This window comes from Leclercia sp. M50, assembly GCF_037150775.1.
Lineage (GTDB): Bacteria > Pseudomonadota > Gammaproteobacteria > Enterobacterales > Enterobacteriaceae > Enterobacter.
Window position 1 is genome coordinate 21,804 of the sequence record NZ_JBBCPK010000027.1, and the last position, 26,294, is coordinate 48,097.

General features: G+C 58.2%; 18 protein-coding genes. 4 read left to right on the forward strand and 14 right to left on the reverse strand.

The window, feature by feature from the left end:
• Positions 1 to 29: 29 nt before the first annotated feature.
• From recD to rppH, 12 genes are all read right to left on the reverse strand, one after another.
• The gene (recD, locus tag WFM46_RS08925; RefSeq protein WP_336997447.1) at positions 30 to 1,850 is read right to left on the reverse strand and encodes an exodeoxyribonuclease V subunit alpha; all 1,821 of its coding nucleotides are present in this window, start codon (positions 1,848 to 1,850) and stop codon (positions 30 to 32) included.
• A complete protein-coding gene (gene recB, locus WFM46_RS08930) occupies positions 1,847 to 5,392 on the reverse strand; it encodes an exodeoxyribonuclease V subunit beta (protein ID WP_336997448.1) in 3,546 nt (1,181 codons plus the stop codon). Before recB ends, recD begins: the two co-directional genes overlap by 4 nt.
• Entirely contained in the window at positions 5,389 to 8,271 is a 2,883-nt protein-coding gene (gene ptrA / locus WFM46_RS08935; RefSeq protein ID WP_336997449.1) for a pitrilysin, read from the reverse strand. Before ptrA ends, recB begins: the two co-directional genes overlap by 4 nt.
• Positions 8,272 to 8,412: 141 nt before the next feature.
• The gene (gene recC, locus WFM46_RS08940; protein ID WP_336997450.1) at positions 8,413 to 11,787 is read right to left on the reverse strand and encodes an exodeoxyribonuclease V subunit gamma; all 3,375 of its coding nucleotides are present in this window, start codon (positions 11,785 to 11,787) and stop codon (positions 8,413 to 8,415) included.
• A gap of 11 nt (positions 11,788 to 11,798) precedes the next feature.
• The gene (locus WFM46_RS08945; protein ID WP_336997451.1) at positions 11,799 to 12,122 is read right to left on the reverse strand and encodes a prepilin-type N-terminal cleavage/methylation domain-containing protein; all 324 of its coding nucleotides are present in this window, start codon (positions 12,120 to 12,122) and stop codon (positions 11,799 to 11,801) included.
• A complete protein-coding gene (locus tag WFM46_RS08950; RefSeq protein WP_336997452.1) occupies positions 12,107 to 12,511 on the reverse strand; it encodes a DUF2509 family protein in 405 nt (134 codons plus the stop codon). Before WFM46_RS08950 ends, WFM46_RS08945 begins: the two co-directional genes overlap by 16 nt.
• Positions 12,508 to 13,071, reverse strand: a complete 564-nt coding sequence (locus WFM46_RS08955; protein WP_336997453.1) for a prepilin peptidase-dependent protein — start codon at positions 13,069 to 13,071, stop codon at positions 12,508 to 12,510. The genes WFM46_RS08950 and WFM46_RS08955 overlap by 4 nt, the downstream gene beginning before the upstream one ends.
• Entirely contained in the window at positions 13,062 to 13,526 is a 465-nt protein-coding gene (locus WFM46_RS08960) for a prepilin peptidase-dependent protein (protein WP_103180964.1), read from the reverse strand. The genes WFM46_RS08955 and WFM46_RS08960 overlap by 10 nt, the downstream gene beginning before the upstream one ends.
• Before the next feature lie 183 nt (positions 13,527 to 13,709).
• Positions 13,710 to 14,504, reverse strand: coding sequence for a thymidylate synthase (gene thyA / locus WFM46_RS08965; protein WP_103180965.1), 795 nt, complete (start codon positions 14,502 to 14,504; stop codon positions 13,710 to 13,712).
• Between the two features lie 6 nt (positions 14,505 to 14,510).
• A complete protein-coding gene (lgt, locus tag WFM46_RS08970) occupies positions 14,511 to 15,383 on the reverse strand; it encodes a prolipoprotein diacylglyceryl transferase (protein WP_103180966.1) in 873 nt (290 codons plus the stop codon).
• A 185-nt stretch (positions 15,384 to 15,568) separates the two neighbouring features.
• Complete coding sequence (gene ptsP / locus WFM46_RS08975; protein ID WP_159339815.1) at positions 15,569 to 17,815, reverse strand: phosphoenolpyruvate--protein phosphotransferase; 2,247 nt, start codon at positions 17,813 to 17,815, stop codon at positions 15,569 to 15,571.
• Positions 17,816 to 17,827: 12 nt separating this feature from the next.
• Entirely contained in the window at positions 17,828 to 18,358 is a 531-nt protein-coding gene (gene rppH / locus WFM46_RS08980; protein WP_103180968.1) for an RNA pyrophosphohydrolase, read from the reverse strand.
• Positions 18,359 to 19,042: 684 nt separating this feature from the next.
• Between rppH and mutH the strand changes: the two genes are divergently transcribed.
• From mutH to WFM46_RS08995, 3 genes are all read left to right on the forward strand, one after another.
• Positions 19,043 to 19,735: a DNA mismatch repair endonuclease MutH gene (gene mutH / locus WFM46_RS08985; RefSeq protein WP_103822739.1), complete on the forward strand. Its 693-nt coding sequence runs from the start codon at positions 19,043 to 19,045 to the stop codon at positions 19,733 to 19,735.
• 129 nt (positions 19,736 to 19,864) lie between these two features.
• On the forward strand, positions 19,865 to 20,083 hold the full coding sequence (locus tag WFM46_RS08990) for a YgdI/YgdR family lipoprotein (protein WP_039029896.1): 219 nt from the start codon (positions 19,865 to 19,867) through the stop codon (positions 20,081 to 20,083).
• Positions 20,084 to 20,199: 116 nt separating this feature from the next.
• Positions 20,200 to 21,240: an NADP(H)-dependent aldo-keto reductase gene (locus tag WFM46_RS08995; RefSeq protein ID WP_103180970.1), complete on the forward strand. Its 1,041-nt coding sequence runs from the start codon at positions 20,200 to 20,202 to the stop codon at positions 21,238 to 21,240.
• Positions 21,241 to 21,399: 159 nt separating this feature from the next.
• On the opposite strand, the gene lplT is transcribed toward WFM46_RS08995, so the two are convergent.
• Together lplT and aas are read right to left on the reverse strand one after the other, a co-directional pair.
• Positions 21,400 to 22,593, reverse strand: coding sequence for a lysophospholipid transporter LplT (lplT, locus tag WFM46_RS09000; RefSeq protein WP_336997456.1), 1,194 nt, complete (start codon positions 22,591 to 22,593; stop codon positions 21,400 to 21,402).
• Positions 22,586 to 24,745 carry a bifunctional acyl-ACP--phospholipid O-acyltransferase/long-chain-fatty-acid--ACP ligase gene (gene aas / locus WFM46_RS09005; RefSeq protein WP_336997454.1) on the reverse strand — a complete coding sequence of 720 codons (2,160 nt, stop codon included), beginning with the start codon at positions 24,743 to 24,745 and terminating at the stop codon, positions 22,586 to 22,588. The genes lplT and aas overlap by 8 nt, the downstream gene beginning before the upstream one ends.
• A 621-nt stretch (positions 24,746 to 25,366) precedes the next feature.
• Between aas and galR the strand changes: the two genes are divergently transcribed.
• Positions 25,367 to 26,294, forward strand: a 928-nt coding sequence (galR, locus tag WFM46_RS09010; protein ID WP_336997455.1) for an HTH-type transcriptional regulator GalR, incomplete at its 3' end; no start/stop codon positions are given.

Here is a 26,294-nt window from a genome sequence, read left to right on the forward strand (position 1 = left end):
GGGCAAACGCCGCCCGGCTTTTCACACGCTTATAAGGCTTCAAAAATCGCGCTCAGGCCGCTGCGTCGCTCTGTACGGGTAGTGACAGCCTGGGTCAGCACCCCTTCATCCGCATACAACGACAACCGCCGACGGGCGCGGGTAATGGCGGTATAGACCAGCTCGCGGGTCACGACGGGCGACATCTGGTTAGGTAAAATCAGCGCCGCGTGATCGAACTCAGAGCCCTGGGATTTATGCACCGTCATGGCCCAGGCGGTTTCATGTTCCGGCAGGCGGCTGGGCTGCACGGACTTCACGCTGCCATCCGGCATCTGGAACCAGACGCGCAGTCCCTGACCCCGGTCCAGCGCAATCCCGATATCGCCGTTAAACAGGCCGAGCGCGCTGTCGTTACGTGAAATCATCACCGGCCTGCCTTCATACCAGCGTGAATGCGGCTGACGGCCAATACGGCTTTTTTGCGCCAGGACCTGCTCGAGCTTTTCATTGAGCCCGGCGACGCCGAAGGGGCCATCCCGTAAGGCGCAAAGCAGCTGGTAGCGGCCAAATGCCGCCAGGATCTCCGCTTCGGAGGCTTGCTGCTGCACGCTGTCGAGAAAATGTTGATACCCCTGCAGGGCATCTTCCAGCATCGCCAGATACTCTTCCCCGCTCTGGAGCTGCTTTTTCTCAATATCACTGAATTTGCCATCAAATACCGAGCGGATAGCGTGGCGATCGCCCCGGTTGACCGCGGCCGCCAGTTGCCCGATGCCAGAATCGCTGCCAAAACGGTAGCTTTTTTGCAGCAGGCACAGGCTGTCGCGTAGCGCACCCGCGACCGGGCTGACGTTGCCCTCCATCTCGCATCCCGTCATGCTGGCAAGCTCCTGCGCGCGCCGGACCGTAAAGCCGGCGCTGGCCCAGGTACAGATGTCACCCAGCACCGCGCCCGCTTCGACGGAGGCCAGCTGGTCGCGATCGCCGAGGAAAATAACCCGGGCATGAGGCGGCAGGGCATCGATCAGACGCGACATCATCGTCAGATCAATCATCGACGCCTCATCCACCACCAGCACATCCAGGTGCAGTGGATTACCTGCATGGTAACGCAGGCGCTGGCTGCCAGGCTGCGCGCCAAGCAAACGGTGCAGCGTACTCGCTTCCGTCGGGAATCGCGCGCGCTGGGCCTCGGTCAGGGGCAGTTTTTGCAGCGCGCCGCCCAGGGATTCGGTCAGACGAGCGGCCGCTTTACCGGTGGGGGCCGCCAGCCGGATCCGGCATTTCTCCTCTCCCGCCATCTGGATCAGCGCCGCCAGCAGGCGGGCAACGGTTGTCGTTTTGCCGGTCCCCGGCCCGCCGGAGATCACGGAAATACGCCGCGTTAACGCGACTGCCGCAGCCACCTTTTGCCAGTTGACGGATTCATCAGAGGTGAACAGCGCATTCAGCGTGCGCTGAACGTCGGCGCTGTCATGGGGCAAAGGCTGGTTGGCTTCGCTAAAGAAGCGGGCCACCGCCCGCTCATAGCGCCACATCCGGTTGAGGTAGAGCCGTTCGCCGGTGAGCACCAGCGGCGTCGGTTCATCCCCTGCACTCACCGCGCGGGAGCGCAGCAGCGTAGCGGTCCAGTCCGGCTCCTGGTCAAACAGCGCAAAACAGGCCTGCAGCGCGGCGCTTTTCGCCTCGGCACGCAGCCGGGACAACGGCAGGCAAACGTGCCCTTCTCCCGCATCACGGCTTAAGATTGCCGCCGCCAGCATCACCGCCGGTTCGTCGTTCCCTGCTACCATCATCGCAAACTGTACATCCAGACGACGCAGCACGCGCTGCTCTACGGCTTCCAGCAAGTGTTCCTGCATCGTCATTGTGTTAGCTCCTCGTTGCTGGCGGAAAACAGGCTATCCATTTGTTCGATTAACGCTTCATCCGGACGGGTGGCAAAGCAACCGGCGCCCGGCGAGCTGCCATCGACGCCACGTAAAAACAGGTAGATCACCCCACCGAAATGGTGTTGATAGTCATAGTCGGCAATACGGTGACGTAAATATCGGTGCAGCGCCAGGGTGTAGAGCTGGTACTGCAGATCGTAGCGGTGCGACTGCATCGCCCGGGCCATAGCCTGCGGGGTATAGGCCTCGCTGTTTTCACCCAGCCAGTTGGATTTATAGTCCAGCAGGTAATAGCGGCCATTATGGCGGAAGACCAGGTCGATAAAGCCTTTCAGCATGCCGCGTACCTGACGAAAATCGAGCGGCGGGCAGCCCCGGGAGAGTGGATCGTACTCGCGGATCAACGCATCCAGCGCCCCGGCGGTGAGCGGCCCGGCGATGGGCAGATAAAACTCCATCTCAACCTGCTTATCAGCGGCTGTCAGCTGGCTCAGTGAGATCCCCTCCTCATTGAGCGGAGTTTCCAGCACCTGCGCGATCCAGCGGGTTAACACCGGCTCCCAGCGGGCATCGTACCCCCCTTTTTGCAGCATCTCCAGCACCCACTCCGGGGAGACGGGCTGCGTAAAATCGAGTGCTTCAAACAGGCTGTGTAAAAAGGTGCCCGGCGAGGCGCCGCGCGGAAACTGATGCGGCGTCAGCTCTGGCTCCTGCGGCACTTCGCCGGTGCCTGCGGCATCAACATCGAGGCGCGGCATCAGATCCTGGGCGATACTGTGCCCGTGCTGCTGAAGTCCGGAATAGCTGGTGACACGCCAGTCGTCATACAGCATGCGAGCCACCTGCCGCGCCTGCAGATCCGGCATCACCGGATCCGGCATATGCCAGCGGGCGGCGTCTGCCACATCGGCAACCTGCAATGCAATGTGGTCATTGCATAACGCCTCCAGACACTGGCGCAGACCGGCGGCATCTTTCGGCTCGCCGCGCTGGATCAGGCGTCCAAGCGCGCTCAGGTGGACGTCGCTGTCACCCGATTTTTCGCCACGCCGACGGAACAGCGGCGCCACGCCTAAGCTGCAGTGCCACACCGAACGGGTCAGTGCCACATAGAGCATGCGTAAATCTTCCGCCAGCCGTTCAGCTTCGGCCAGCTCCACGCTGTCATCGGCCTTGCTGAGGTCGAGCACCGCTTCGAAGGTCTTACGATCGTGATAAAAGGCCTGATCCTGAACCCGGTAGTTGGCAATAAAGGGCAGCCAGACCAGCGGATACTCCAGCCCTTTCGATTTGTGAATGGTGACGATTTTAACCAGATGCTTGTCACTTTCGAGACGCATTTGCTGGCTTGAGGCGTTGCTGTTCGGCTCGGCAATGTGCTGCGCCAGCCAGCGCACGAGGGCATATTCACTCTCAAGCTGGGCCCCCGCCTCCTGCAACAGTTCGCTGATATGCAGAATATCGGTGAGGCGGCGTTCCCCTCCGGCGGTCGCCAGCATATTTTCGGCGATGTTGCGCTGGGTCATGAGGTCGCGCAGCATCGCCATTACGCCCCGCTTCTGCCAGCGCTCACGGTAGCGGGTAAACTCTTCCACCGCCTCATCCCAGAGTGTCTCACTGTTATTCAGCGTATCGATATCCTGGGCGTTAAGGCCGAGCATGGCGCTTGCCAGGGCGCTGCGCAGGGTGCTTTCACGCTCCGGCGCCAGCACCGCCTGCAACAGCCAGAGCATCTCCTGGGCTTCCAGCGTTTCAAATACGCTGTCGCGGTTGGAGAGATAGACCGAAGGAATGCCCAGCAGGGTCAGCGCATCACGGATCAACGCCGCCTCCTGACGGCTGCGCACCAGCACCGTAATGTCTGACGCCTTCACCGGTTGGGCATCGTCGCCCCGGTGCAGAATGGCTTCGCCGCGCACGCCAGCGCTCAGCCAGTCGCGGATTTGCGCCGCGCAGTGCTGGGCCATAAAGGTCTGGTAATCTCCGACGCCACACCCCTCGCCCTCCATCAGCCAGATGCGCATCGCGGGCTGGAAATCGCCTTTATACTCGAAGCGCAGCGTGGCGTTTCTCGGGGCAGATTTGACCGGTAAGAAGGGGATCTCACGGAACATGAAAGCGTCGTTCATCTGTGAAAAGAGCGTATTCACGCTCTCCACCATGCCGGGGGCCGAGCGCCAGTTGGTATCCAGCGTATAGTGCGCGGCCACTTCGCCACGCGCTTTCATGTAGGTGAAAATATCCGCCCCACGGAAGGCGTAGATCGCCTGTTTCGGGTCGCCAATCAGCAGCAGGGCGGTATCCGGCTGCTGGCGCCAGATGCGGCGGAAAATCCGGTACTGCTGGGGATCGGTATCCTGAAATTCATCGATCATCGCCACCGGAAAACGGGTCCGGATGGCGGCGGCCAGCGCCTCGCCATTGTCGCTGTTCAGGGCGTCATCGAGACGGCTGAGCATATCGTCGAAGCCCAGCTCACCGCGACGGCGCTTTTCCCGCGCCACCGCTTCGCGGATCTCCGACAGCGCACGGGTGATCATCAGATCGTTAAGGGTTAACGGCTCTGCCAGCAGGTTATCGATGGCGGAAAAGAGCGGGTGTTCCGGTACCTCGCCGCCCGCTTTCGTGCGCTCGGCAAGGAACGACTGGGAGAATTTTTCCAGCGCGTCAGGCAGCTGATAGCTGTGCTTCTCTTCCTGAGCCCAGGCCGTAACGCGCTCGATATATTTTGCCTGGTTGCCGCGGTTGAATTTACGCCGATCGATGCCGGAGCGTTCAATCACCACCTCGATTTCCGCCACGCTGTCAGACCACTGCTGTTTCATGGCGGCGATCAGGCCGACAATCTTCTCATGGCGTGAAGCCAGCGTTTCGTCCGCAGGCGGGGCAGATTTGATGACCGGGGCTTCCCCCTGCAGATAGCGATCGATGGTCCGCAGTAGCTCGTCCGGGCCTTTCCAGAGATTGTGTACCGCTTCGGCGATATCACGTGGCAGGGGGTAGCAATGGCGACGCCAGAAGTCGGCGCACGCCTGGTAGCGCAGCTGGGATTCATCTTCGATAAGTTGCTGCTCAAAAAGCATGCCTGATTCAAACGCATTCAGGCTGAGCATGCGCTGGCAGAAGCCGTGGATAGTAAACACGGCAGCCTCATCCATCTGCCGTTCCGCCAGCAGCAGCCACTGTGCCGCCTGCTGTTTATCGTCAATCTCATCCAGCAGGCTGGCATACAGCGGGTTATCTGTACTCTGTCGCAGGCAGGCGATGCGCAGCTCATGAATGTTGGCGCGGATACGTCCGCGCAGCTCTTCCGTCGCGGCTTCGGTGAAGGTCACCACCAGCAGCTCTTCCACGTTGAGCGGGCGGCTAAACGCCGCGCTGCCGCCCAGACCGAGCAGCAGTCGCAGATAGAGTGCAGCGATGGTGAAGGTTTTTCCGGTTCCCGCTGAGGCCTCTATCAGTCGCTCCCCCTGTAACGGTAAACGTAAGGGGTTAAGGGACTCAGCGGTATCGGTCATTCGTTCTTACTCCTGGGCAAAGATTGCTGCAATGCGCTCACGCTCTTCCATACCGTCCAGCCCGCAGGCGGGGTGACATCGGCTTTCTTACTCTGGCTACCGGAAACCTGTGACAGGATAGCCATCCCCTGCGGGGCGACCACGGCCTGGTGGAAGAAGTCGGCCACTTTCTGTGGCGTGAGCTGTTTTATCTCGGCCACTACTTTATCATGCGAATCGAAGCGCATATTACCCCGATCAAAATCTTTGCTGATTTTTGATGCTTCTTCAGCCAGCGTCTGCGGCGGTTGCATAATCTGGGCAATGACCGCCTGCTGAATCTGGGCAAACTCTTCCGGCTTCATCGCACGCAGCTTCGCTTCTGCCTGCGGGAAGAAGGCCTGGAAACGCTGCCAGAGATAATCTGGCTGTTTATCACTGCTTTGCAGCAGGAAGCCCATCCCCCACTGGCGACCAACGTTCATCGAAAAGGCAAAGACGGCATAGCCCAGTTGCTCTTCGGTACGTAACTGGGTGTAGAACCAGGGTTGCACGATCTGTCCGAGTACGGCGCTGTATGCTGAACTGGCGTATTCGTCATAGCCGGTCGGGACAAAGACCGCTGCCAGAGCGGAATCCGTGCTGCTGCCCGCTTTTTCGAAAATCACGTTCTGCTGTTTTTCGACCAGCACGTCCTGGTTACGACACCATTCGGACCCCTTCGCACCCAGTTGAGTACGCACATCCTGCGCCAGGGTTTTCGCCTGATCTTCACTCATGTTGCCCACCACCAGAAACTCCGGACGGGCATTGGTCTTCAGCGCGGCACGGTAGGCCATTACGTCGTCCAGCGTGATGGACGGCAGCAGTTCCCGGCGCTCCTCGCGCTGGAAGTAGGGAACCTGCGAGAGCATCTGCACCGGCATAATAGCCTGATCGAAGGCTTTGCCTTTTTCTGCGGAATCCATCATCTGCGCATACCAGGACTTAGCCTGCTCCAGCTGCTCCTCGGTGGCGGTGTAGCTGAAATAGCCTTCCAGCAGCGCCTTAAAGAGCTGCGGCAGACGCTGGGTGTAACCGTTGGCGTTGAGCATCAGGCCATTATTGGCGTTGGTGGAGAAACCGATCCCGCCTACCGCGGCCTGGTTGCTGAGCTGATCCAGCGCGATACCGGCCAGATAGTCATTCAGCGCAAACATCACCTGGTTTTTAGCGGTATTCATCGCCGCAGGGTTACGCAGCACCATGCTGACGTTGGCTTTTGGCTCGCTGGCGAAATAGCGGCTCGGGGTATAGACCACGCGCAGGTCAGGCTCATCCACAATCAGCTGCGGCTGTGGATAATCTTTAGTCGGTTTGATAAGGGTAAAGTCGTCCGGGATGTAAGGGTTCACCTCCGGCAGCTTAAGGGCGATCCCGGCGGCTCGCTTCTGCCAGTCGGCAAAAGTTTGCTCGCTGATTTTGTCCACCTGGTAGTCGGCGTTCACAAAGTAAGCGGTCTTGTTATGCGGCTCGTTCGGGCTGATATACCAGATACGGGCGTTCTGCGGCGTCATCATCGCCAGTCGGGCTTTGACGGCGTCGGCATCATATTGATCGGCGATATTGACCGCATCCAGTGTGTGCTCAACCGGCACGCGGATCATGGTGTCAGCCAGCCACTCGACATAGTCCATATCGCGGGTAATGGAAGGATAACGGAAGTCGAGATCCAGCACGTGCGCCAGCTCGTCAAAGTAGCGTTTATCCACCCCTTTTTCACGCAGCAGGGAAAGGTAGCTGAAAATCGCGGCGACGACATCATCGCGATGGGCCAGACCTTTATCGGTTAAGGTGGCGGAGATCGCCAGCACACCGCTGTTGCCGTTAACGACGGGATCGGAGTCGGCGCGAATACCTTCCACCAGCCCCTGCTTTTGCAGCCAGTCGGAGAGGGTGTCCGGGCTACGGTTGCCAATCAGGTAGTTAACCAGCTCGTCGGTTTTACTGCGAAACTGCGGCGTATTGTTATCAATACGGAACTCCACGCGCAGCACCTTGCGGGGCATCGCGGGAACGTAGTGAATGATCAGGCCTTTCTGCGCGTCGGTGACCACCGGCACGGTGATTTCCGGGCGGGTAATATTTTTATTCGGCACCCGGCCATAGGTCTGGGCAGCCAGCTGCGCCAGTTCCGGCAGCGGCTTATTGCTGTAGACCACGGCCTTCATCAGGTTAGCGGAGTAGTATTTGTCGCGAAACGCGTGCAGCGCATCAAGCACCGGGCTGCCCGGCTTGTCGCTCAGCGTCTCAAGATTTCCGCCGGAGAAACGCGATCCAGGGTGCGCGGGGTTGATGGTTTCGGCGCTGACCTGCGCCATCCGCATCCCGTCCCGGGTACGCGCCAGCGTCAGCTCCGCATTAACGGCATTGCGCTCACGATCGGCATATTTTTTATCCAGCAGCGGGGCAGCAATGGCATCCGCCAGACGATCGACGGCACCTTCCAGCGCATCGTTTTCCACTTCAAGATAAAAAGCCGTGCGGTACGGCGCGGTGCTGGCGTTATGGCTGCCACCGTGCATCTTTAAAAATTCGGCCAGACTGTCAGGCTGCGGATAGTTCTTTGAGCCCATCAGGGTCATATGTTCAAGATAGTGGGCCAGACCGGGATGCGATTCAGGATCTTCCAGCGAGCCCACCGGCACCACCAGCGCCGACAGTGACTTTACGGCCTGCGGATCGGAAACCAGCAGCACGACCATCCCGTTATCAAGGCGGATCGCCTGATATTCACGGGTATCTTTATCACTTTTGCGGATCGTTTCCTGAACGGGTTGCCAACCGGTATTTGCCTGACTGAGGGGGGCCCAAAGAGCGACGAACAAAACTAACGTTTTCAATAAGGTGCTGCCTGGCATTCACTACCTCTTCATCACGGACATCATCATTAACAAGCTTCGTGCCGGACACGCCAGCATCTCTTTGTTTTGGTACATCAGTCCATGACAAGTTGCGCATCATAAATGAATGCCCAAATCCGTGCAATTTTTATACAGCCGTCAGGACTGATTAAATTTATAGAGCGGTAACAGGTAGCGTCGGGCCTCGTTGGTGATGGCCTCGAAGTACTCCGGTTCAAGGGTTCGCCACAGGCGTTGATACCAGACGTCGTCACCTTCCCCGCGGACGATCATGTTGCCTTCGTAGGCCTGCAAAAATTTGCTGCGCGCTTTTTGCAGGGTCGCCTCATCCGTTAACATGGCATCATTTGAGGCGTCATAACAGGTTTTAATCCATGCCCCCCCACTTTCTGGCAGCAGCAGCAGCGGCGTGTTCATCCCCTGCTGGTAACCCTCAACCAGCTGCGACAGATAGTTCATGGCCTGTTCAGCAGAGAGCGCCGGGAAGCGCCATTCACCCTCTTTGCGGACAAATAACCGGCTCTCACCTTCGCCACCGCTCGCACAGTAGACAAGGTGTTCCAGCCAAAGTTGCAGACCTTGCGAAACGCTAAGCATCGATGGTCGCCAGCGCAGCAGCCCGTCGGGCTGCACGTGCTGTAGCCACCCCGTCAGGTTCACACCGTTGCAGTTGAGATCGATCTCCATGTTCGTACCCGGCTGACGACACTCAATCACCCGGCCAGCCAGGGCCTGCATCTCCTGACACTGAGCCTCCCAGACGATCTCACCGAAGGCGCCATAGGGCAGTTGACCTGCCGCGCGATAGTGACGGAACAGCTTCTGGGCATCTTCCTGCTCCACCAGCGCATTCAGCAATTGCTGATTGAGCTGGTAGCGGCTTAAGCCATCCAGCGTAAACGGCTCGGCATCCGGGATCTCGCTCTCTTCGGAGCGGAAGTTAACCTGCAACCGCATCTGGAAAAACGCCCGCACCGGGTGCGCCCAGAAACGCTGAAGCTGTTCAAAGGAAACGGTATCAAGCGCCAACGGCTTCAGCGTCTGGATAAAGTCGCCATGGGCTACGCCCTCCCGTTTCGCGGCGGGCAGCCATTCCCGGGCATAGCTCTGCTGCTCGTTAGCCTTGTAGTTCTCCGCATCAAACGGCATACGGCTGTGACAACAGGTGATATGCGCTTTTACGCGCTTTTCGCTCTCATCACAGTTGAGCGCCTCATCGCCCGGCAGGTAGTGGCTTTGCCCGATGTAGTCCACGAGTTCCTGCACCAGCACGGAGGGGAACCGTTCGCTGTTGTCCTGGATAGAGCGGCCGATATAGCTGATATAGAGCTGCTGTTGCGCGGAGATCAGCGCCTCAAGGAACAGATAGCGGTCATCATCGCGACGACTGCGGTCGCCGCGCTGCGCATTCTGACTCATTAAATCAAAGCCCAGCGGCGCCAGCGCGCGCGGGTAAATGCCGTCGTTCATGCCCAGCAGGCAGACGACCTTAAAAGGGATGGATCGCATCGGCATCAGGGTGCAGATGTTTACCGGCCCGGCGAGAAAACGCTGGCTGATACGCTCCTGGTCGAGACGCAGGGTTAACTCATCCCGCAACAATGACAGGGGGATCGCTTCACCATAGTGCGAGGAGATCCCTTCATCGATGATCGCCTGCCACTGCTGCTCGATTAACGCCATCGCCGCTTCGGTTTCCTGATCCGGCAGGAAGAAATCATTGAGCATCTCGCGACATACCGGCATCCACTCGTCGAGCGGGCGGGCTTTCATCAGCTCCCGACGCCAGCGGTTAAGCTGCATCAGCAGTGACGCCAGATGCCCGACCAACTCGGCAATTAAGCCGCTGGACTCATCATAAGGCAGCACGGCATTCCATTCCCCCTGGCTACTCTCCATGGCGTACCCGAGCAGCATACGCGTCAGGCCAAACTGCCAGGTGTGCTGGCCGGTGACGGGCAGCTCAAACTCCTGCACGTTGTCATCGTCCATGCCCCAGCGCACGCCCGACTCGTTAACCCACTGGCGCAGGTAGCGCAGCGCCTCCTCGTCAATATCAAAACGAGCCGGCAGGACCGGCACGTCCAGCAGGGCCAGCACATCTTCCGGGACGAAGCGGCTATCCGGCAGGGAAAGCAGGCTGACAAACGCCTGCAGGGCCGGGTGCGATTGACGCGCACGACGGTCTGATATGGCAAACGGCAGGTAGCGGTCGCCCGTCGCACTCCCAAAAACGGCCTGGATATAGGGGCTGTAGCTGTCGATATCCGCCACCATCACCACGATATCGCGCGGCGTCAGCTGTGGATCCTCCTCCAGCATCGCCAGCAGTTTGTCGTGTAGCACCTCTACTTCGCGCTGCGGGCTATGGCACAGGTGAACGGTCACGCTGCGATCGTCAGGATCGAGCCGGCGTTTGCTGTCACTGCGGGCAAACTCCGTAGCGGTGATGCCTGTCACCGCGCGGTTATCCAGCTCCAGAATGTCCCGCTGTATGTTATGCAGCAGGCTGTCCGGGGTGATATCCGCAAAGGCGTCGACATCTCCTTCACCGGAGGCGGTCAGCTCTGAGAGCATATAGATATAGTCGCGCCCCAGCTTGCCCCAGGAGGCGAGCAGCGGGTTCGGCAAGTGCTGGATCCCCTGTTCGTCAAAGAGTTCAGAGGCCGTCTCGCTGTCTTTAAACAGCGGTACCGTGCCGTCGTCAAACAGGCGACGACGCTGGCGCGTCACCATGCGGGCCAGCCAGCGGGCATCCTGAATATCTCCCCAGTAATGGCGGCAGGGGTTGGTGAAGAGAATATGAATGTCGATATGCCTGCCCAGCGCATTCAGCGCTTTCAGGTAGACCGGCGGCAGTGCGGATATCCCGCAGATAAAGACCCGGGACGGCAAACCGGCAGGCGTCTCAGAGGCGGACTCCAGGGTCGCGATAAAACGCTCATATAAATTTGCGCGGTGCCACTGCGGCTGACCCAGCGCTTCAGTATGGGCGACCAACGCTTTCCACAGCGGGGCCTGCCAGATTTGCGCCTGGTCAAGACCGTCGACAAGATCGCCCGCCTCCCAGCGCGTTAACCACTCCGGCCGATAGACCAGATACTGGTCGTAGAGATCCGCCGTACGCGACGCCAGCTGGAACAGCTTCCGTTTATCGGTATCGTCATTCAGATAGTGGCGCAGCATGACAAACTCGTCATGGGTCAGCATCTCAGGCAGCAGCGACATCAGCTTCCAGCTCATGCTCTGTTTGCTGAATGCGCTCTGTTTTGGGATCTCCGGCAGTACGCGGACAAACATATCCCAGATAAAGCTGGCCGGCAGCGGGAAATCAATATTGGCGGCGATACCAAACTTCTGTGAAAGGGACATCTGTAACCACTGCGCCATACCGGTGCTCTGAACCATGATCATCTCTGGTTCAAAGGGATCGTCGAGCCGCTGCTGCTCGACAATAAATTCCATCAGTGCTTCCAGCACATCAAGACGGTTTGAGTGGTAGACCCTTAACATTGCTGCTCCAACTACTGGCTAACCGGGCAGTGCAGGCGTGTCATTTGACCCTGCCGACCCAGAGGAGAAATAAGTTTGACCGAGATGCTGACACATCCAGCCTGTGTTGTCTGCATCCTGTTTACCTGCCAGCCGCCAGGCGCATCCCCGGCGCTCAGCTGGGACAGCATCTGAGCATGACGCCAGAGCTGGCGATACTGCTCAAGCGCGACAAACCGACTGGCTAAAACACGATGGTAACCTGCCAGCGCGGTGACGACCATGACCATCAGCACCATTGCCAGCAGAACCTCCACGATGCTGAACCCTTTCTGTCTGGCTACGGTGGCTGACATAACGCTCTCTCTTTCAGGGGACAAAAATCGCTCCAGCCGTGGGGCAAAAAATGTACGCCGTCTGCCTTTACCTCGCCCAGACGCCACAACGTGATGCTGTCGCTGCTGGCGATAAGCAGTGCGCGCTCCCCGGTCAGACGCAAACAGACTCGCCAGGGGTGCAGAGGATGCTGCTGGCACGCATAGTCCACCTGCGTTCGCCAGTCGAGCGTTCTTCCCCACTCCAGCGCTGACTGGGCGGCAGCCTGATGCTGTATCGCCTGGCGTTCTGCACTGACGATACGCAGCAGCGCGTCAAGCTGCTGGTTAAGTCCCGCCAGCATCAGGCTACCCAGAATTAACAGCAGGAGCACCAGCGCCAGCGATGACATTCCCCGCTCGCGGCTCATAAATTAAACCCGGTAACGATGTGGCGCATCTCAACGCCGCCGTCATGCTCTCCGTTGACGGCGGCCGACAGCATCAGACTCAGTTCCGGCGCAAAGTCTGAGCGGGCAATGCGCTGCACCTGAAAACGCAGGACCGTGATCCGGTCGGGATCGGTTATTCTCTCCCACCCCTTGCCGCCACACTCTGTCGCGCCGCGCACTGTTTCCAGCGCACCGCCGTTCAGGCGAAACCCGGTCTGTTCCGCCGCAGCAGGCGGGGAGGTTTCCCAGCGGCCATTGCTGTTTTCGTCCCACTGCACAATGACACATTCACCACCCTGCCCCACTTTTAACGCCTCGCCAGTGCACTCGCCCGCGCAATACCCCGCCCGCTGCAGATGTTTACCGATAGTGGTTATACGTAGCCAAAGCTCTTCTTCAAGCTCCTGCTGTTTCGTGAGCCGCGTGACTGACTGCTGGAGCGCGGGCAAAAACCGCGCTGCGCTTAACAGCAGCACGCTGCTTATCGCCATCGCGATCAGCACTTCCGTGAGGGAAAATCCCCGCTGCTTTACCGGCATGCGAACGCCCCCTTGCCGTTACACATCCGGATACGTCCCCACGAGGAGATGAGAATAAGCCACTCGCCGGCCTGGCTTTGCAGACGCACCCTTCCGGCCCAGGCGGTATCCCGCAAACCGTAAAATCCCAACCCCGGCGTTAACTCGGTAAGGCTGATATCCGCCCACTGCGGGATTAGCACAAAGGCGCTCTCCGCCTCACACGCAGGAATCCCCGTCTTTAACAGGCACCACCGCTTGCCGTCCTGTTTGAGTGTGATGATATGGTCGCGGTTATTTCGCCAGGCATCATTGCGTAGCACCACCAGAAAATCGCGCACCTGGCGCGCCGTCTGCCATAGCTGCTGTTGCTGCTGCCAGGATCGCCAGCCGTACAGCCCCGCAGCGCTCAGCGTCATGATGAGCGAGAGGGCGATCAGCATTTCCATGAGGGTGAACCCCTTTTCCTTTTTCATGGCGGCAGTGTGCCGGGGGGAAAGAAACAGGTCGAGGCGGCGTTAAGCGAATTACGAGGCACTTTCCGCGCTTTATGAGGGATTGCAGCTCGTTGCAATCCTCGCGGACGCAGGCTCGCAAAAGGCGACGACAGGCATAAAAAAACCGGCGCAGAGTGCGCCGGTTGTGTCAGGATTGCAGCATCAGACCGCTACAGGCGCTTTGATCCCCGGGTGCGGGTCGTAGCCTTCAATTTCGAAATCTTCAAAGCGATAGTCGAAAATGGAGTCCGGCTTACGTTTGATAATCAGCTTCGGCAGCGCGCGCGGCTCGCGGGTCAGCTGCAGATGGGTCTGCTCCATATGGTTGCTGTAGAGGTGGGTATCCCCCCCGGTCCAGACAAAATCACCCACTTCCAGATCGCACTGCTGGGCCATCATATGCACCAGCAGCGCATAGCTGGCGATGTTGAACGGCAGGCCGAGGAAGACATCGCAGGAGCGCTGATAGAGCTGGCAGGAGAGCTTGCCATCCGCGACATAGAACTGGAAGAAGGCATGGCACGGAGCCAGGGCCATTTTATCCAGTTCGCCCACGTTCCAGGCCGACACAATGATACGGCGTGAATCGGGATCGTTTTTCAGCTGGTTCATCACGGTGGTGATCTGGTCAATGTGGCGGCCATCCGGCGTCGGCCAGGCGCGCCACTGCTTGCCATATACCGGGCCCAGATCGCCGTTCTCGTCTGCCCATTCGTCCCAGATAGAGACATTGTTCTCGCGCAGGTAAGCGATGTTGGTGTCGCCCTGCAGGAACCAGAGCAGCTCGTGAATAATTGAGCGTAAGTGGCAGCGCTTGGTTGTCACCAGCGGAAAGCCTTCCTGCAGGTTGAAGCGCATCTGGTGCCCAAAAATGGAGAGGGTACCGGTGCCGGTACGATCGTTTTTTGGCGTGCCCTCATCGAGCACTTTTTGCATCAGTTCAAGATACTGTTTCATGATTCCTCAGGAGACCTGTTGCTGTGGACGACGGTACGCCCAGACCATCATCGCGATACCCGCGACGATCATCGGAATGGAGAGGATCTGCCCCATGCTGATGTACTGGACCCACGTCCCGGTAAACTGCGCATCCGGCTGGCGGAAGAATTCCACGATAATGCGGAACGCGCCATAACCGATCAGGAACAGGCCAGATACAGAGCCCGTCGGGCGCGGTTTACGGATGAAGAGGTTCAGAATGATAAACAGCACCACCCCTTCCAGCGCCATTTCATACAGCTGCGACATATGGCGCGGCAGGACGCCGTAGGTATCGAAAATCGATTGCCATTCCGGATGCGACGGCAGCAGGGCCATATCTTCGGCACGGGACTGCGGGAACAGCATGGTAAACGGCACGCTCGGGTCGACACGGCCCCACAACTCGCCGTTGATAAAGTTACCGAGACGGCCTGCGCCCAGACCGAACGGGATCAGCGGGGCAATAAAGTCAGAGACCTGGAAGAAGCTGCGTTTGGTGCGCTTCGCGAAAATGACCATCACCAGAATGACGCCAATCAGGCCACCGTGGAAGGACATGCCGCCATCCCAGACGCGGAACAGGTAGAGCGGATCGTTCAGGAAGACCGGGAAGTTGTAAAAGAGCACATAGCCGATACGTCCACCGAGGAAAACGCCGAGGAAACCGGCATACAGCAGGTTTTCCACTTCGTCTTTGGTCCAGCCGCTGCCCGGGCGTTTGGCGCGACGGCCAGCCAGCCACATGGCAAAGACGAAACCGACCAGATACATCAATCCGTACCAGTGCAGCGCGACGGGTCCTACTGAGAAAATGACCGGATCAAACTCCGGAAAATGCAGATAGCCACTGTTCATCTGTCACCACAAGATGTTGTTATTCCGCTGAAAGTGGACAGCGGTAGAGAAGCGCGCAGAGGAGTACCCTGCGCTCCAAAGTTGCGAATCATAGCACAAGCGAGCGTGGAGGTTGCGCCAGAGATGTAAAAGATGTGTATAGGGGTTTGTATCCCCCGGCGCAGACGCTGAGGGATACCTGGTGCCTAACGTCCGCCGCGGATCAGCCCGCCCATGCCGCGACGCTCCATAAAGGCCGCCACCTGATGACGCACCTCCGTTGCCAGCTGGGCTTCAAGACTGCGTTTCGCCAGCTGCTGAGCCTCTTCAAAGTCGATATGGCGCAGCAGATACTTCACGCGGGCAACGGAACGTCCGTTCATGGACAAGTGGCGGAAGCCGAGACCAATCAGGATCGCTACACACATTGAGTCGCCCGCCATCTCGCCGCATAAACGCAGATCAATACCGTTGGCTTCCGCCTCGCGGGCAATCATTGCCAGCGCGCGCAGCATCGCCGGATGCAGGCTGTCGTAGATGCTCGCCACCCGGGTGTTATTGCGATCCACCGCCAGCATGTACTGGGTCAGGTCGTTGGTGCCCACCGAAACAAAGTCGACGCGCGTGGCCAGCTGCGGGAGCATAAAGACCATCGACGGAACTTCCAGCATCACGCCAATTCGCGGCTTCGGTATTTCGTAGCCGATCATCTCTTCGACTTCGCGTCCGGCGCGCTCAATAAGGCGTCGGGCTTCGTCGATTTCGTCAATGCTGGTGACCATCGGCAGCAAAATACTGAGGTTGCCGGTCGCCGCATTGGCACGCAGCATGGCGCGCACCTGGATCAAAAAGATCTCCGGCTGATCGAGAGTAATGCGGATCCCGCGCCAGCCCAGGCAGGGATTCTCTTCGCTGATGGGCATATAGGGCAGTTGCTTATCTGCGCCAACGTCCAGCGTACGTAGCGTCACCGGCTTGTCGTTGAACATCTGCAGCATGCCCTGATACTGCGCTACCTGCTCCTCCTCAGAGGGGAAGCCGCTTTGCAGCATGAACGGGATTTCGGTGCGGTAGAGACCGATACCATCAATACGGCTGCCGAGCTTCTCTTCATGTTCCGGGCTTAACCCGGCATTGAGCATAACCTTGATGCGCTCACCGCTTTTCAGCGCCGCGGGCTGGTTGACGTCATCTTCCGCCAGACGGCTCAGCTCGTTCTCTTCGCTGATAAGCCGCTGATATTCCTGCAACAGCACCGGTTCAGGATCAACCAGCAGCTCGCCGCGATAACCGTCCACCACCAGCGTTCGGCGGTGCAGTGCAGAGGGCTGAATATCGGCCCCCATTACGGTCGGGATCCCGAGCGCCCGCACCATAATGGCGGCATGGGAGTTGGCGGCGCCGTCGCGAACCACGATCCCGGCCAGTCTGTCCTGCGGCAACTCCGCGAGCGTGGTGGCGGAAAGCTCATCCGCAACCAGCACAAAGCGCGGCGGCCAGGTATTGGCAGCCTGAATGGTGTCATCGAGATGGAACAGCAGGCGCTGACCTAAGGTACGCAGATCCCCGGCACGCTCTTTGAGATAGCCATCGGTCAGGGCGGCAAACTGTTCGGCGAATTTTTCGACGACCTTTTTGACGGCCCACTCCGCCACCGAGCCCCTGTCGACCTCATCAAACAGCTCCCGGCGCAGCCGGGCATCAGACAACAGGTGTGAATAAAGATCGAAGATCGCCGCCGTCTCTTTTTGCGCACCTGCGGCATAGCGCTTGCTGTAGCGGCGAAACTCGTTGGCAGCCTCCTCCAGCGCGCCGGTCAGACGTTCGCGCTCAAGGGCGGTGTCCAGCGTGGAGGCTTCGTAAACCTGCTCCATGAGCGGCAGCGTGGCGTCCATCCAGCCTTCGGCGATCGCGACGCCGGGTGAGGCCGGCAAGGCGCGAATGCGCGTCTGCCGGTACTGACCAAACAGTGCCGCGAGCTGGGACTGGGAGAGAATAGCCGCCATTTGCGTGGCCAGCGTAACGAGGAATGACTCCTCGCTTTCGTCGTACTGACGCAGTTCGCGCTGCTGCACAACCAGCACGCCCAGCAGCTGGCGACGCTGGATGATCGGTACGCCCAGGAAGGCGCGAAAACGCTCCTCTTTTACGGAGGGGATATATTTGAAGCTGGGGTGTTTTTGCGCATCGGCAAGGTTGATGGGTTCGGCCAGACGCCCGACCAGACCCACAACGCCTTCATCAAACGCCAGCGCAACGGTGCGACCACGCGGTTTTTTCAATCCGCGCGTGGCCATAAGGTAGTAACACCTGCGGTCGTGGTCGGCCAGATAGACCGAACAGACCTCGGTTTCCATCGCAAGGCAGATATCAGTGACCAGAATATCCAGCGCCTCGTTGAGCCGTGGGGCACTGGCCACCTTCTCGACTATTTCGCGCAGGCGGGTGAGCATAATGTGCGTAGCTTAACCTCTTTTACGTCGCCAGGCAGGTGCGCTCTGGGGCTTAGGAGGAACCTCCTGAAGCATCATTACGGCACTTGCGAACTCTTTCATCACCCTGCGGTAAACATCGCGCTTAAACGACACGACCTGCCGAACGGGATACCAGTAGCTGACCCAGCGCCAGCCATCAAACTCAGGCGTGCTGCTGGTTTGCATATTGATATCCGCATCGCTGCTCACCAATTGCAGAAGAAACCATTTCTGTTTCTGGCCGATACATACCGGCTTTGTGTCCCAACGCACCAAACGCTTCGGTAACTTGTAACGCAACCAGTTGCGGGTCGAAGCCAGAATGCGAACATCCTTGCGGCTTAAGCCAACTTCTTCGAACAGCTCCCGATACATCGCTTGCTCTGCGGACTCTCCAGGGTTAATCCCCCCTTGGGGAAATTGCCAGGAGTGCTGACCATATCGCCGGGCCCACATGACCTGCCCCTGGCGATTACAAATTACGATACCTACATTCGGGCGGTAGCCATCGTCATCAATCACCGGACTACCCCAAACTAAACCTTATATATAAATGATTGTTTCACACTCCAGTGAGGCGGTAAACCACTCTCTTTCGGGCCTGGAGCCGAATAACATTTGAATAACTCACAATTATCATCGGAGTTATAAACAGATGACCGCCCGGAAGGGCAATTTTATACACTTTTTCTGTGGATAGAGTTGTGAAGAAGTATGGAATTACCGATGGACAACCCAGATCACTCTGAATATTGCAGAGATTGACATTTTTTACAACTCTCTATTTTTCATTAGCTTAAACGAGATTATCTGTGAAATGCACAGCATTGTGTGATGCAGGTCACCTGAAAGATCGTTGTGCTGATGAAAGATCGAGCAACGTCGGTTTTATCCACAGATTGTGCCAATAAGTTAGGCACATTTTGTCTGAATTTTCGATTTTCGTCGCGCGTCAAGGCTGTAAATGGAAACAGTAGTGGGGGTTATTCCCAGTTATCCCATTTTTCTGTGGATAACTGGGTGTAAGATCCTGTTTATTGTCAGTGACCAGATTTGGACAACCTGGATAACCGACCGGCAGCGCAGTAGAAAGTGGCCATAAAAATACATATAAATCATTAACCTGGCACATGCAAAAAGAAAAAGATAAACTCTCTCAGTGCGGTGGAAAACTGCTGTTCATTTTTTAACCAAAAGGCAATTATCATGCTTCCCCTCGCTCCCCTCTCTTCGCCTCCTGCTACAGAAGCGGTGTTACTGCAACAAGCGCAGCGTCTGGCGGGCTATTCGCTGGGTGAACTCGCTGCCCTGGCAGGCCTGCCCATTCCGCCCGATCTTAAGCGCGATAAAGGCTGGACAGGCGTTCTGCTGGAGCTGTGGCTGGGTGCCAGCGCGGGCAGTAAGCCTGAACAGGATTTTGCCGCCCTGGGGGTAGAGCTCAAGACCATCCCCATCGACAGCGCAGGCCGCCCCCTGGAGACGACGTTTGTCTGCGTGGCGCCGCTAACCGGCAATACGGGGATCACATGGGAGAGCAGTCACGTGCGGCATAAGCTGAAACGCGTGCTGTGGATCCCGGTTGAGGGGGATCGCGCGATCCCGCTGGCCGCCCGTCGCGTGGGAGCCCCGCTGATCTGGAGCCCGAACGAAGAAGAAGATCGTCAGCTGCGTCTGGACTGGGAGGAGTTGATGGACATGATCGTCCTGGGTCAGGTTGAGCGCATCACTGCCCGCCACGGCGAGGTGCTCCAGCTACGGCCAAAAGCCGCAAACAGTAAAGCGCTCACCGAAGCCATTGGCGCACGCGGCGAACCGATCCTCACCCTGCCCCGGGGCTTTTATCTGAAAAAAAACTTCACGGGCGCGTTGCTGGCACGTCACTTTCTGTTGAATACCTGACTTTTTAGCCAGAATGTTGCTTTTTATCACATATTTCCCTGTTTTTTCAGAATTGACCACTTTCAGAAAAACAACGGCAGAGTTATTACTACACTGATAACTAACACGAGCCAGGCGGAGGTAACAAGAATGAAGAAATGGGCAGTGATAATCTCGGCAGTTGGTTTAGCGTTTGCCGTTTCTGGTTGTAGCAGCGACTACGTCATGGCGACCAAAGATGGTCGTATGATTCTGACCGACGGCAAACCCGAAGTCGACGATGATACCGGGCTGGTCAGCTACCGCGATCAGCAGGGTAACAATATGCAGATTAACCGCGACGAAGTTTCACAGATTATAGAAAGATAATAGTAAAGGTCAGCGGCTTGCTGGCCTTTTGATTTTTCTCTTCCCCTCTGTCATGTTTATAGTCCTTTGTCGGGAATTTCCTGACGCCGATAACATGTCAAATAAGGAAGCCGGCTATGCATTATCACCGTATCCCCCATAGCGCTCTTGAGATAAGCCAACTGGGGTTGGGCACGATGACATTTGGTGAACAAAATAGCGAAGCCGATGCCCATGCACAACTCGATTACGCCGTCAGCCAGGGCATTAACCTGATTGATGTCGCGGAAATGTACCCGGTGCCGCCGCGTCCTGAAACACAGGGCTTAACTGAAACCTATGTCGGCAACTGGCTGGCAAAGCGCGGTAATCGCGAAAAGCTGATTGTCGCCTCCAAGGTCAGCGGTCCCTCCCGCAATAACGATAGCGGCATTCGCCCGAATCAGGTCCTCGATCGTAAAAACATCCGCGCCGCGCTGGACGCCAGCCTGACGCGTCTGCAGACCGATTATCTCGATCTCTATCAGGTTCACTGGCCGCAGCGCGCAACAAACTGCTTTGGCAAACTGGGCTATAGCTGGAGCGACAGTGCGCCCGTTGTCACGCTGCTGGAAACCCTGGAAGCGTTAACCGAGTGCCAGCGCGCAGGCAAAATCCGCTACATTGGCGTCTCTAACGAAACGGCGTTCGGCGTGATGCGTTATCTGCACCTGGCAGACAAGCACGACCTGCCGCGTATCGTGACCATTCAGAACCCATACAGCCTGCTGAACCGCAGCTACGAAGTGGGTCTGGCGGAGGTGAGCCAGTATGAAGGCGTTGAGCTGCTGGCGTACTCCTGCCTGGGCTTTGGTACGCTGACCGGTAAGTATCTTAACGGCGCAAAACCGGCGGGAGCGCGTAATACCCTGTTCAGCCGCTTTACCCGGTACAGCGGCGAGCAGACGCAAAAAGCGGTGGCGGCCTATGTCGATATCGCCAGACGTCACGGGCTCGATCCGGCGCAGATGGCGCTGGCCTTTGTGCGCCGTCAGCCGTTTGTGGCCAGCACCCTGCTGGGCGCGACCACCATGGAGCAGCTGAAAACGAATATCGAAAGCTTCCATCTGGAGTTGAGCGAAGAGGTGTTAGCGGAGATTGAGGCGGTGCATCAGGTATATACCTATCCGGCACCGTAATAAACGCAAAAAGGCAACGACAGTTGCCTTTTTAGTTTCACAGGTCGGGTAAGGCGAAGCCGCCATTCGACAAGTCGCTCCGGTGTCGCATGGTTGCCCGGCGGCGCTTCGCTTGCCGGGCCTACAAGGACAAAGGCGGATTTCGTAGCCGCCACCACATCACCGCCGACGCTGCCACACCCACAGCGCCGCTATCGCCACCGCAAACAGCCCGCCAAACCCGACGCCAATGCCCACCACAGGTACGCCCACCTTCACCGCCAGCGAGTAAAGGCCGAGCATCAGCAGCATGGCGGCGTTTTCGCCGAGATTTTGCACCGCGATGGCATTTCCCGCGCCGACGGTATGCTTCCCGTGCTCCTGGAGCAGCGCGTTCAGCGGTACCACAAAGAAGCCCCCGCAGATCCCCATCAGGAAGAGCAGCGCATAGGAAGGCAACAGCGCATGTTGCAGGGCGAAGATCAACACCACCAGACCGATCAGGACCCCGGCAGGCATGCAGCGGGCAACGGTTTGCAGCGTCACCAGCTTCGCCGCGGCCCCCGCGCCCAGCACGATCCCCACCGCTACCATGGCGTTGAGATAGGTCGGCGTGGCGTTATCGGTAATGCCCAGCGCCGTCGGCACCCAGAGCACCAGCAGGAAGCGCAGCGTCACCCCTGCGCCCCAGAACATGCTGGTGCCCATCAGCGAGAAACGGGTTTCGCCGTTACGCCACAGCACGCGACAGGCGTTAAAGAAGCTGGCGGTCATTGGCGTAAAGCGCCAGGACTGCCCCGGACGCGCCGCCGGCAGTTTCGGGATAAACAGATTGGCGATCACCGCCCCGCCATACACCACGGCACAAACCCCCAGCGCCGCCAGCACGTGCCAGTCTGCCAGCACGCCGCCGGCTACCGAGCCCAGCAGGATCGCCGCAATGGTGGAGGCCTCCATCAGCCCGTTGGCTTTCACCAGCTTATCGCCGGTGGTGAGTTCACCGAGAATGCCATATTTAGCCGGGGAGTAGGCTGCCGCCCCGACGCCCACCAGCGTATAGCCTACAAACGGATTGACGCCAAAGCAGATACTCGCCGCTCCCAGCAGTTTAAGGCTGTTGGCAAACATCATCACCCGCCCTTTGGCGAAGCTGTCCGCCACCTGGCCGACAAAAGGAGCAAAAATGATGTAAGCGCCCACAAACACCATCTGCAGGATCGGCTGGCTCCAGTCCGGGTAAAACTGGGATTTGAGCAGCGCCAGAGTGGCAAACAGCAGCGCGTTATCACCAAAGGCAGAGAGAAACTGGGCGGCGATAACCGCCATCATCCCTTTCGACCAGATGGATGTGTTAGTGGGTACTGACTCACTCATCATGCGGCTCCTCCTGTTCAACCATGCCTTTCAGGGTGACAAAATCCGGCTTACCACTGCCCAGCACCGGAAGTTGCTTGAGATAACGAATATCACGCGGCACGGCCAGCTCAGGGATGCCATGTTCGCGCGCCTGTTGCAGAAGTCGCTCGCGTTTCAGCTCGCTGTCGGTAGTAAAGAGCACCAGGGCTTCACCTTTACTGGCGTCGGCCTTCACCGCGGTGGCGTGCATTTTGTCAGGGGATACCCCCAGCGCCAGCTGCTCCACCATCTCCAGCGAGACCATTTCACCGGCGATTTTGGCGAAGCGCTTCGCCCGCCCCTGGATCTGCACGTAGCCCTGGTCATCGAAGCGCACGATATCGCCGGTGTCGTACCAGCCGGTCTCCACCTCGCCGTTGGCGTTTTCCGCCGTTGGCGCTTCCAGCACGCCCGGATTTTCGACCCGCAGATAGCCGTTCATGATGTTCGGCCCTTTCAGCTGCAGACGTCCGCCCTCTTCAATGCCCGGCACAGCAAGCAGACGGGCATCCATTCCCGGCAGAATGCGTCCTACCGTTCCCGGTTTGGCCGCCATCGGCACGTTAATAGAGACCACCGGCGCGCACTCGGTGACGCCGTAGCCCTCCAGAATGCGCAGGCCAAATTTATCCTGCCACAGCTGGCGGGTGCTCTCTTGCAATTTTTCCGCTCCGGCTACCACGTAGCGCACGCGATGGAAATCATACGGATTGGCAAAGCGGGCGTAGTTGCCGAGGAAGGTCGAGGTGCCGAAGATCACCGTGCAGTTGCGGTCATAGGTCAGCTCCGGTACGATGCGATAGTGCAGCGGGCTCGGGTAGAGGAACACTTCGGCACCGGTCAGCAGCGGCGTAAACAGTCCCACCGTCAGGCCAAAGGAGTGAAACAGCGGCAGCGCCGACATAAAGCGATCCCGGGCGGTGAAGTCGGCGATGGTCTTTATCTGCTCGACGTTAGCCAGCAGGCTTTTATGGCTATGAACCACCCCTTTCGGGTTCCCCTCCGAGCCGGAGGTAAAGAGGATCACGGCGGCATCTTCCGGCTGCTGTTTTACCTGCGCCAGGTGCGGCATCAGCAGGTGAGCAAAGATCCACAGCTTATCGCCGAGGGTAACCTCCGCCTTAAGATCTTCCAGAAAGACCCAGCGTACCTGAGTAAGCTGCTCCGGCAGATGCCAGAGTTTGCCTTTATCGAGAAACGTGCGTGAGGTGAAGACGGTGTTGATCTGCGCGGCGGTGAAAGCGCTGCTGAGCCCTTTCACCCCTGCGGTGTAGTTGAGCATGGCCGGGACACGGCCACGGGAGACGGCACCAAAGATCACCGCCGCGCTGATCCCGGCGTTCGGCAGCATCAGGCCAATCTTCTCCCCTTGCTGGCTGTATTTCTCCAGAATACGGCCGACAAACAGCGTCTTGGTCAGCAGCTTGCGATAAGTATCAGGCGCAAAATTAATGTCATCGATGCAGTTTTTCTTCGCGCCATAACGGTACATCGCCGTCAGCAGCGACTCATACAGCGTTTCACGCGGACGCACCGCCATCCGGGCTTCCATCATGATCTGATGCAGCATCTCCCCGGCGATCTTACGCCGGTCGCGGGCGCGGGGTGCATCGGGCATCGGCAAGGTGGTTGGCGGCAGCAGATGCAGGGTAATACGCGGGAACAGGCGCTGCTTCACCAGCCCTTTCAGGCGGCTGAAAAAGGTGAGTTCTGCGCCTTCAATGCGCACCGGCACCACAGTGGCGCCCGATTTCGCTGCCACAAAGCCCGCGCCGTCATAAATTTTCATCAGCGAGCCGGTGATGGAGATGCGCCCTTCCGGGAAGATCACCACCGGGCGTCCCTGCCCGATCAGTCGCACCAGATGTTTGATCATCATCGGTTTGGTGGGATCGAGCGGAACGAACTCAATCACGCTCGACAGCCAGCGCATGTACCACTGCTGGCTGATGGAGGTGTAGACCGCAAAGACCGGGCGCACAGGTAAAAACAGCGCCAGCAGAATGCCGTCAATAAAAGAGACATGATTGGGGGTAATAATAACGCGTTCTGCGTGCAGAGCCTGGGTGTCGCCAGTCAGACGGACGCGAAAGAGGATACGAAACAGCGTGCGGAAAAACCCAAATAACATTTCAACTCCCTTTGCCTTTCAATTAGCCGGGTTACGGTAAATTGTGGCAGATTACACGAGAAGTGCGGTGGGAGCGACAACCGGATAGAGACAAAAAAAAACCTGCGCATCTGCGCAGGTTGGTGCAAGAGATGAGTACGCAGTACGTACTAAGAATTCTCACCAATCAATACCTCTGGGATCTTGATTGTGGCTCCGGGCAATCCACTTCACCAGCGCAAAAAAGCAAGGGAATGAGCCGAAGTGCAACCAGGTGTGAATTTTATCGATAGCTGTTACATGTTGAACAACAAGCAAAAAAAACCTGCGTAAGAACGCAGGCTGGTGTAAAGCGTGTCAGTTAACCCGGGGTCAACTTCACCTATCAATACCTCTGGGATCTCAAATGTAGCAACGCGGCCCAAACCCCTGCCAGCAGACAATCGCAACAGCCTGAGGCAAAGTGTAACCAAAGATTCAAATTCACCCTCTTCTGTCACGCTTCGCTGTGTAACGATTACACCGTTTCCGCCAGCGTTTCTCACCTTTGTGAATTGCCTCACCGCCCTGCGCTTGAATACACCTCACTTTTCCGCAACACTATTGAGTGTGTAAACGCTTACCCTAACAAGAAGGTAGAGAATGGCGACAATAAAGGATGTGGCCCGACTGGCGGGTGTTTCCGTCGCCACGGTTTCACGTGTGATCAACAACTCCCCAAAAGCCAGTGAAACCTCCCGCCAGGCCGTGCTGACTGCCATGGAATCCCTGAACTATCACCCCAACGCCAACGCCCGCGCGCTGGCTCAGCAGTCCACCGATACCGTCGGGCTGGTGGTGGGCGATGTCTCCGATCCCTTTTTCGGCGCGATGGTCAAAGCTGTCGAGCAGGTCGCCTACCAGACCGGCAACTTTCTGCTGATCGGCAATGGCTACCACAACGAGCAGAAAGAGCGTCAGGCGATTGAGCAGCTGATCCGCCATCGCTGCGCGGCGCTGGTGGTGCATGCCAAAAAGCTGCCGGATGAGGAGCTGGTGCATCTGATGAAGCAGATCCCCGGCATGGTGATTGTGAACCGCATTATTCCCGGCTATGAGCAGCGCTGCGTGGCGCTGGACGATCGCTACGGCGCCTGGCTTGCCACCCGCCATCTGATCCAGCAGGGGCATACCCGTATTGGCTATCTCTGCTCCAACCACCCCATTTCGGATGCCGAAGATCGGCTGCAGGGCTACTACGATGCGCTGCGCGAGAACGACCTGCCCTGCAACGATCGCCTGGTCACTTATGGTGAACCTGACGAGCGCGGCGGCGAGCAGGCGATGACCGAGCTGCTGGGACGCGGGCGTAACTTTACGGCGATCGCCTGTTACAACGACTCGATGGCCGCCGGAGCGATGGGGGTGCTGAACGATAACGGCATTGACGTGCCGGGAGATATTTCGCTGATTGGCTTCGATGACATTCTGATCTCCCGCTATGTGCGACCGCGCCTGACCACGGTGCGCTACCCTATCGTCACCATGGCGACGCAGGCGGCGGAGCTGGCGCTGTCACTGGCGGATAAAA

Coding starts and splice junctions, on each gene's coding strand:
- recD (WP_336997447.1), bottom strand. CDS start 1,850: ATGACGATGCAGGAACACTTGCTGGAAGCCGTAGAGCAGCGCGTGCTG.
- recB (WP_336997448.1), bottom strand. CDS start 5,392: ATGACCGATACCGCTGAGTCCCTTAACCCCTTACGTTTACCGTTACAG.
- ptrA (WP_336997449.1), bottom strand. CDS start 8,271: ATGCCAGGCAGCACCTTATTGAAAACGTTAGTTTTGTTCGTCGCTCTT.
- recC (WP_336997450.1), bottom strand. CDS start 11,787: ATGTTAAGGGTCTACCACTCAAACCGTCTTGATGTGCTGGAAGCACTG.
- WFM46_RS08945 (WP_336997451.1), bottom strand. CDS start 12,122: ATGTCAGCCACCGTAGCCAGACAGAAAGGGTTCAGCATCGTGGAGGTT.
- WFM46_RS08950 (WP_336997452.1), bottom strand. CDS start 12,511: ATGAGCCGCGAGCGGGGAATGTCATCGCTGGCGCTGGTGCTCCTGCTG.
- WFM46_RS08955 (WP_336997453.1), bottom strand. CDS start 13,071: ATGCCGGTAAAGCAGCGGGGATTTTCCCTCACGGAAGTGCTGATCGCG.
- WFM46_RS08960 (WP_103180964.1), bottom strand. CDS start 13,526: ATGAAAAAGGAAAAGGGGTTCACCCTCATGGAAATGCTGATCGCCCTC.
- thyA (WP_103180965.1), bottom strand. CDS start 14,504: ATGAAACAGTATCTTGAACTGATGCAAAAAGTGCTCGATGAGGGCACG.
- lgt (WP_103180966.1), bottom strand. CDS start 15,383: ATGAACAGTGGCTATCTGCATTTTCCGGAGTTTGATCCGGTCATTTTC.
- ptsP (WP_159339815.1), bottom strand. CDS start 17,815: ATGCTCACCCGCCTGCGCGAAATAGTCGAGAAGGTGGCCAGTGCCCCA.
- mutH (WP_103822739.1), top strand. CDS start 19,043: ATGCTTCCCCTCGCTCCCCTCTCTTCGCCTCCTGCTACAGAAGCGGTG.
- WFM46_RS08990 (WP_039029896.1), top strand. CDS start 19,865: ATGAAGAAATGGGCAGTGATAATCTCGGCAGTTGGTTTAGCGTTTGCC.
- WFM46_RS08995 (WP_103180970.1), top strand. CDS start 20,200: ATGCATTATCACCGTATCCCCCATAGCGCTCTTGAGATAAGCCAACTG.
- lplT (WP_336997456.1), bottom strand. CDS start 22,593: ATGAGTGAGTCAGTACCCACTAACACATCCATCTGGTCGAAAGGGATG.
- aas (WP_336997454.1), bottom strand. CDS start 24,745: ATGTTATTTGGGTTTTTCCGCACGCTGTTTCGTATCCTCTTTCGCGTC.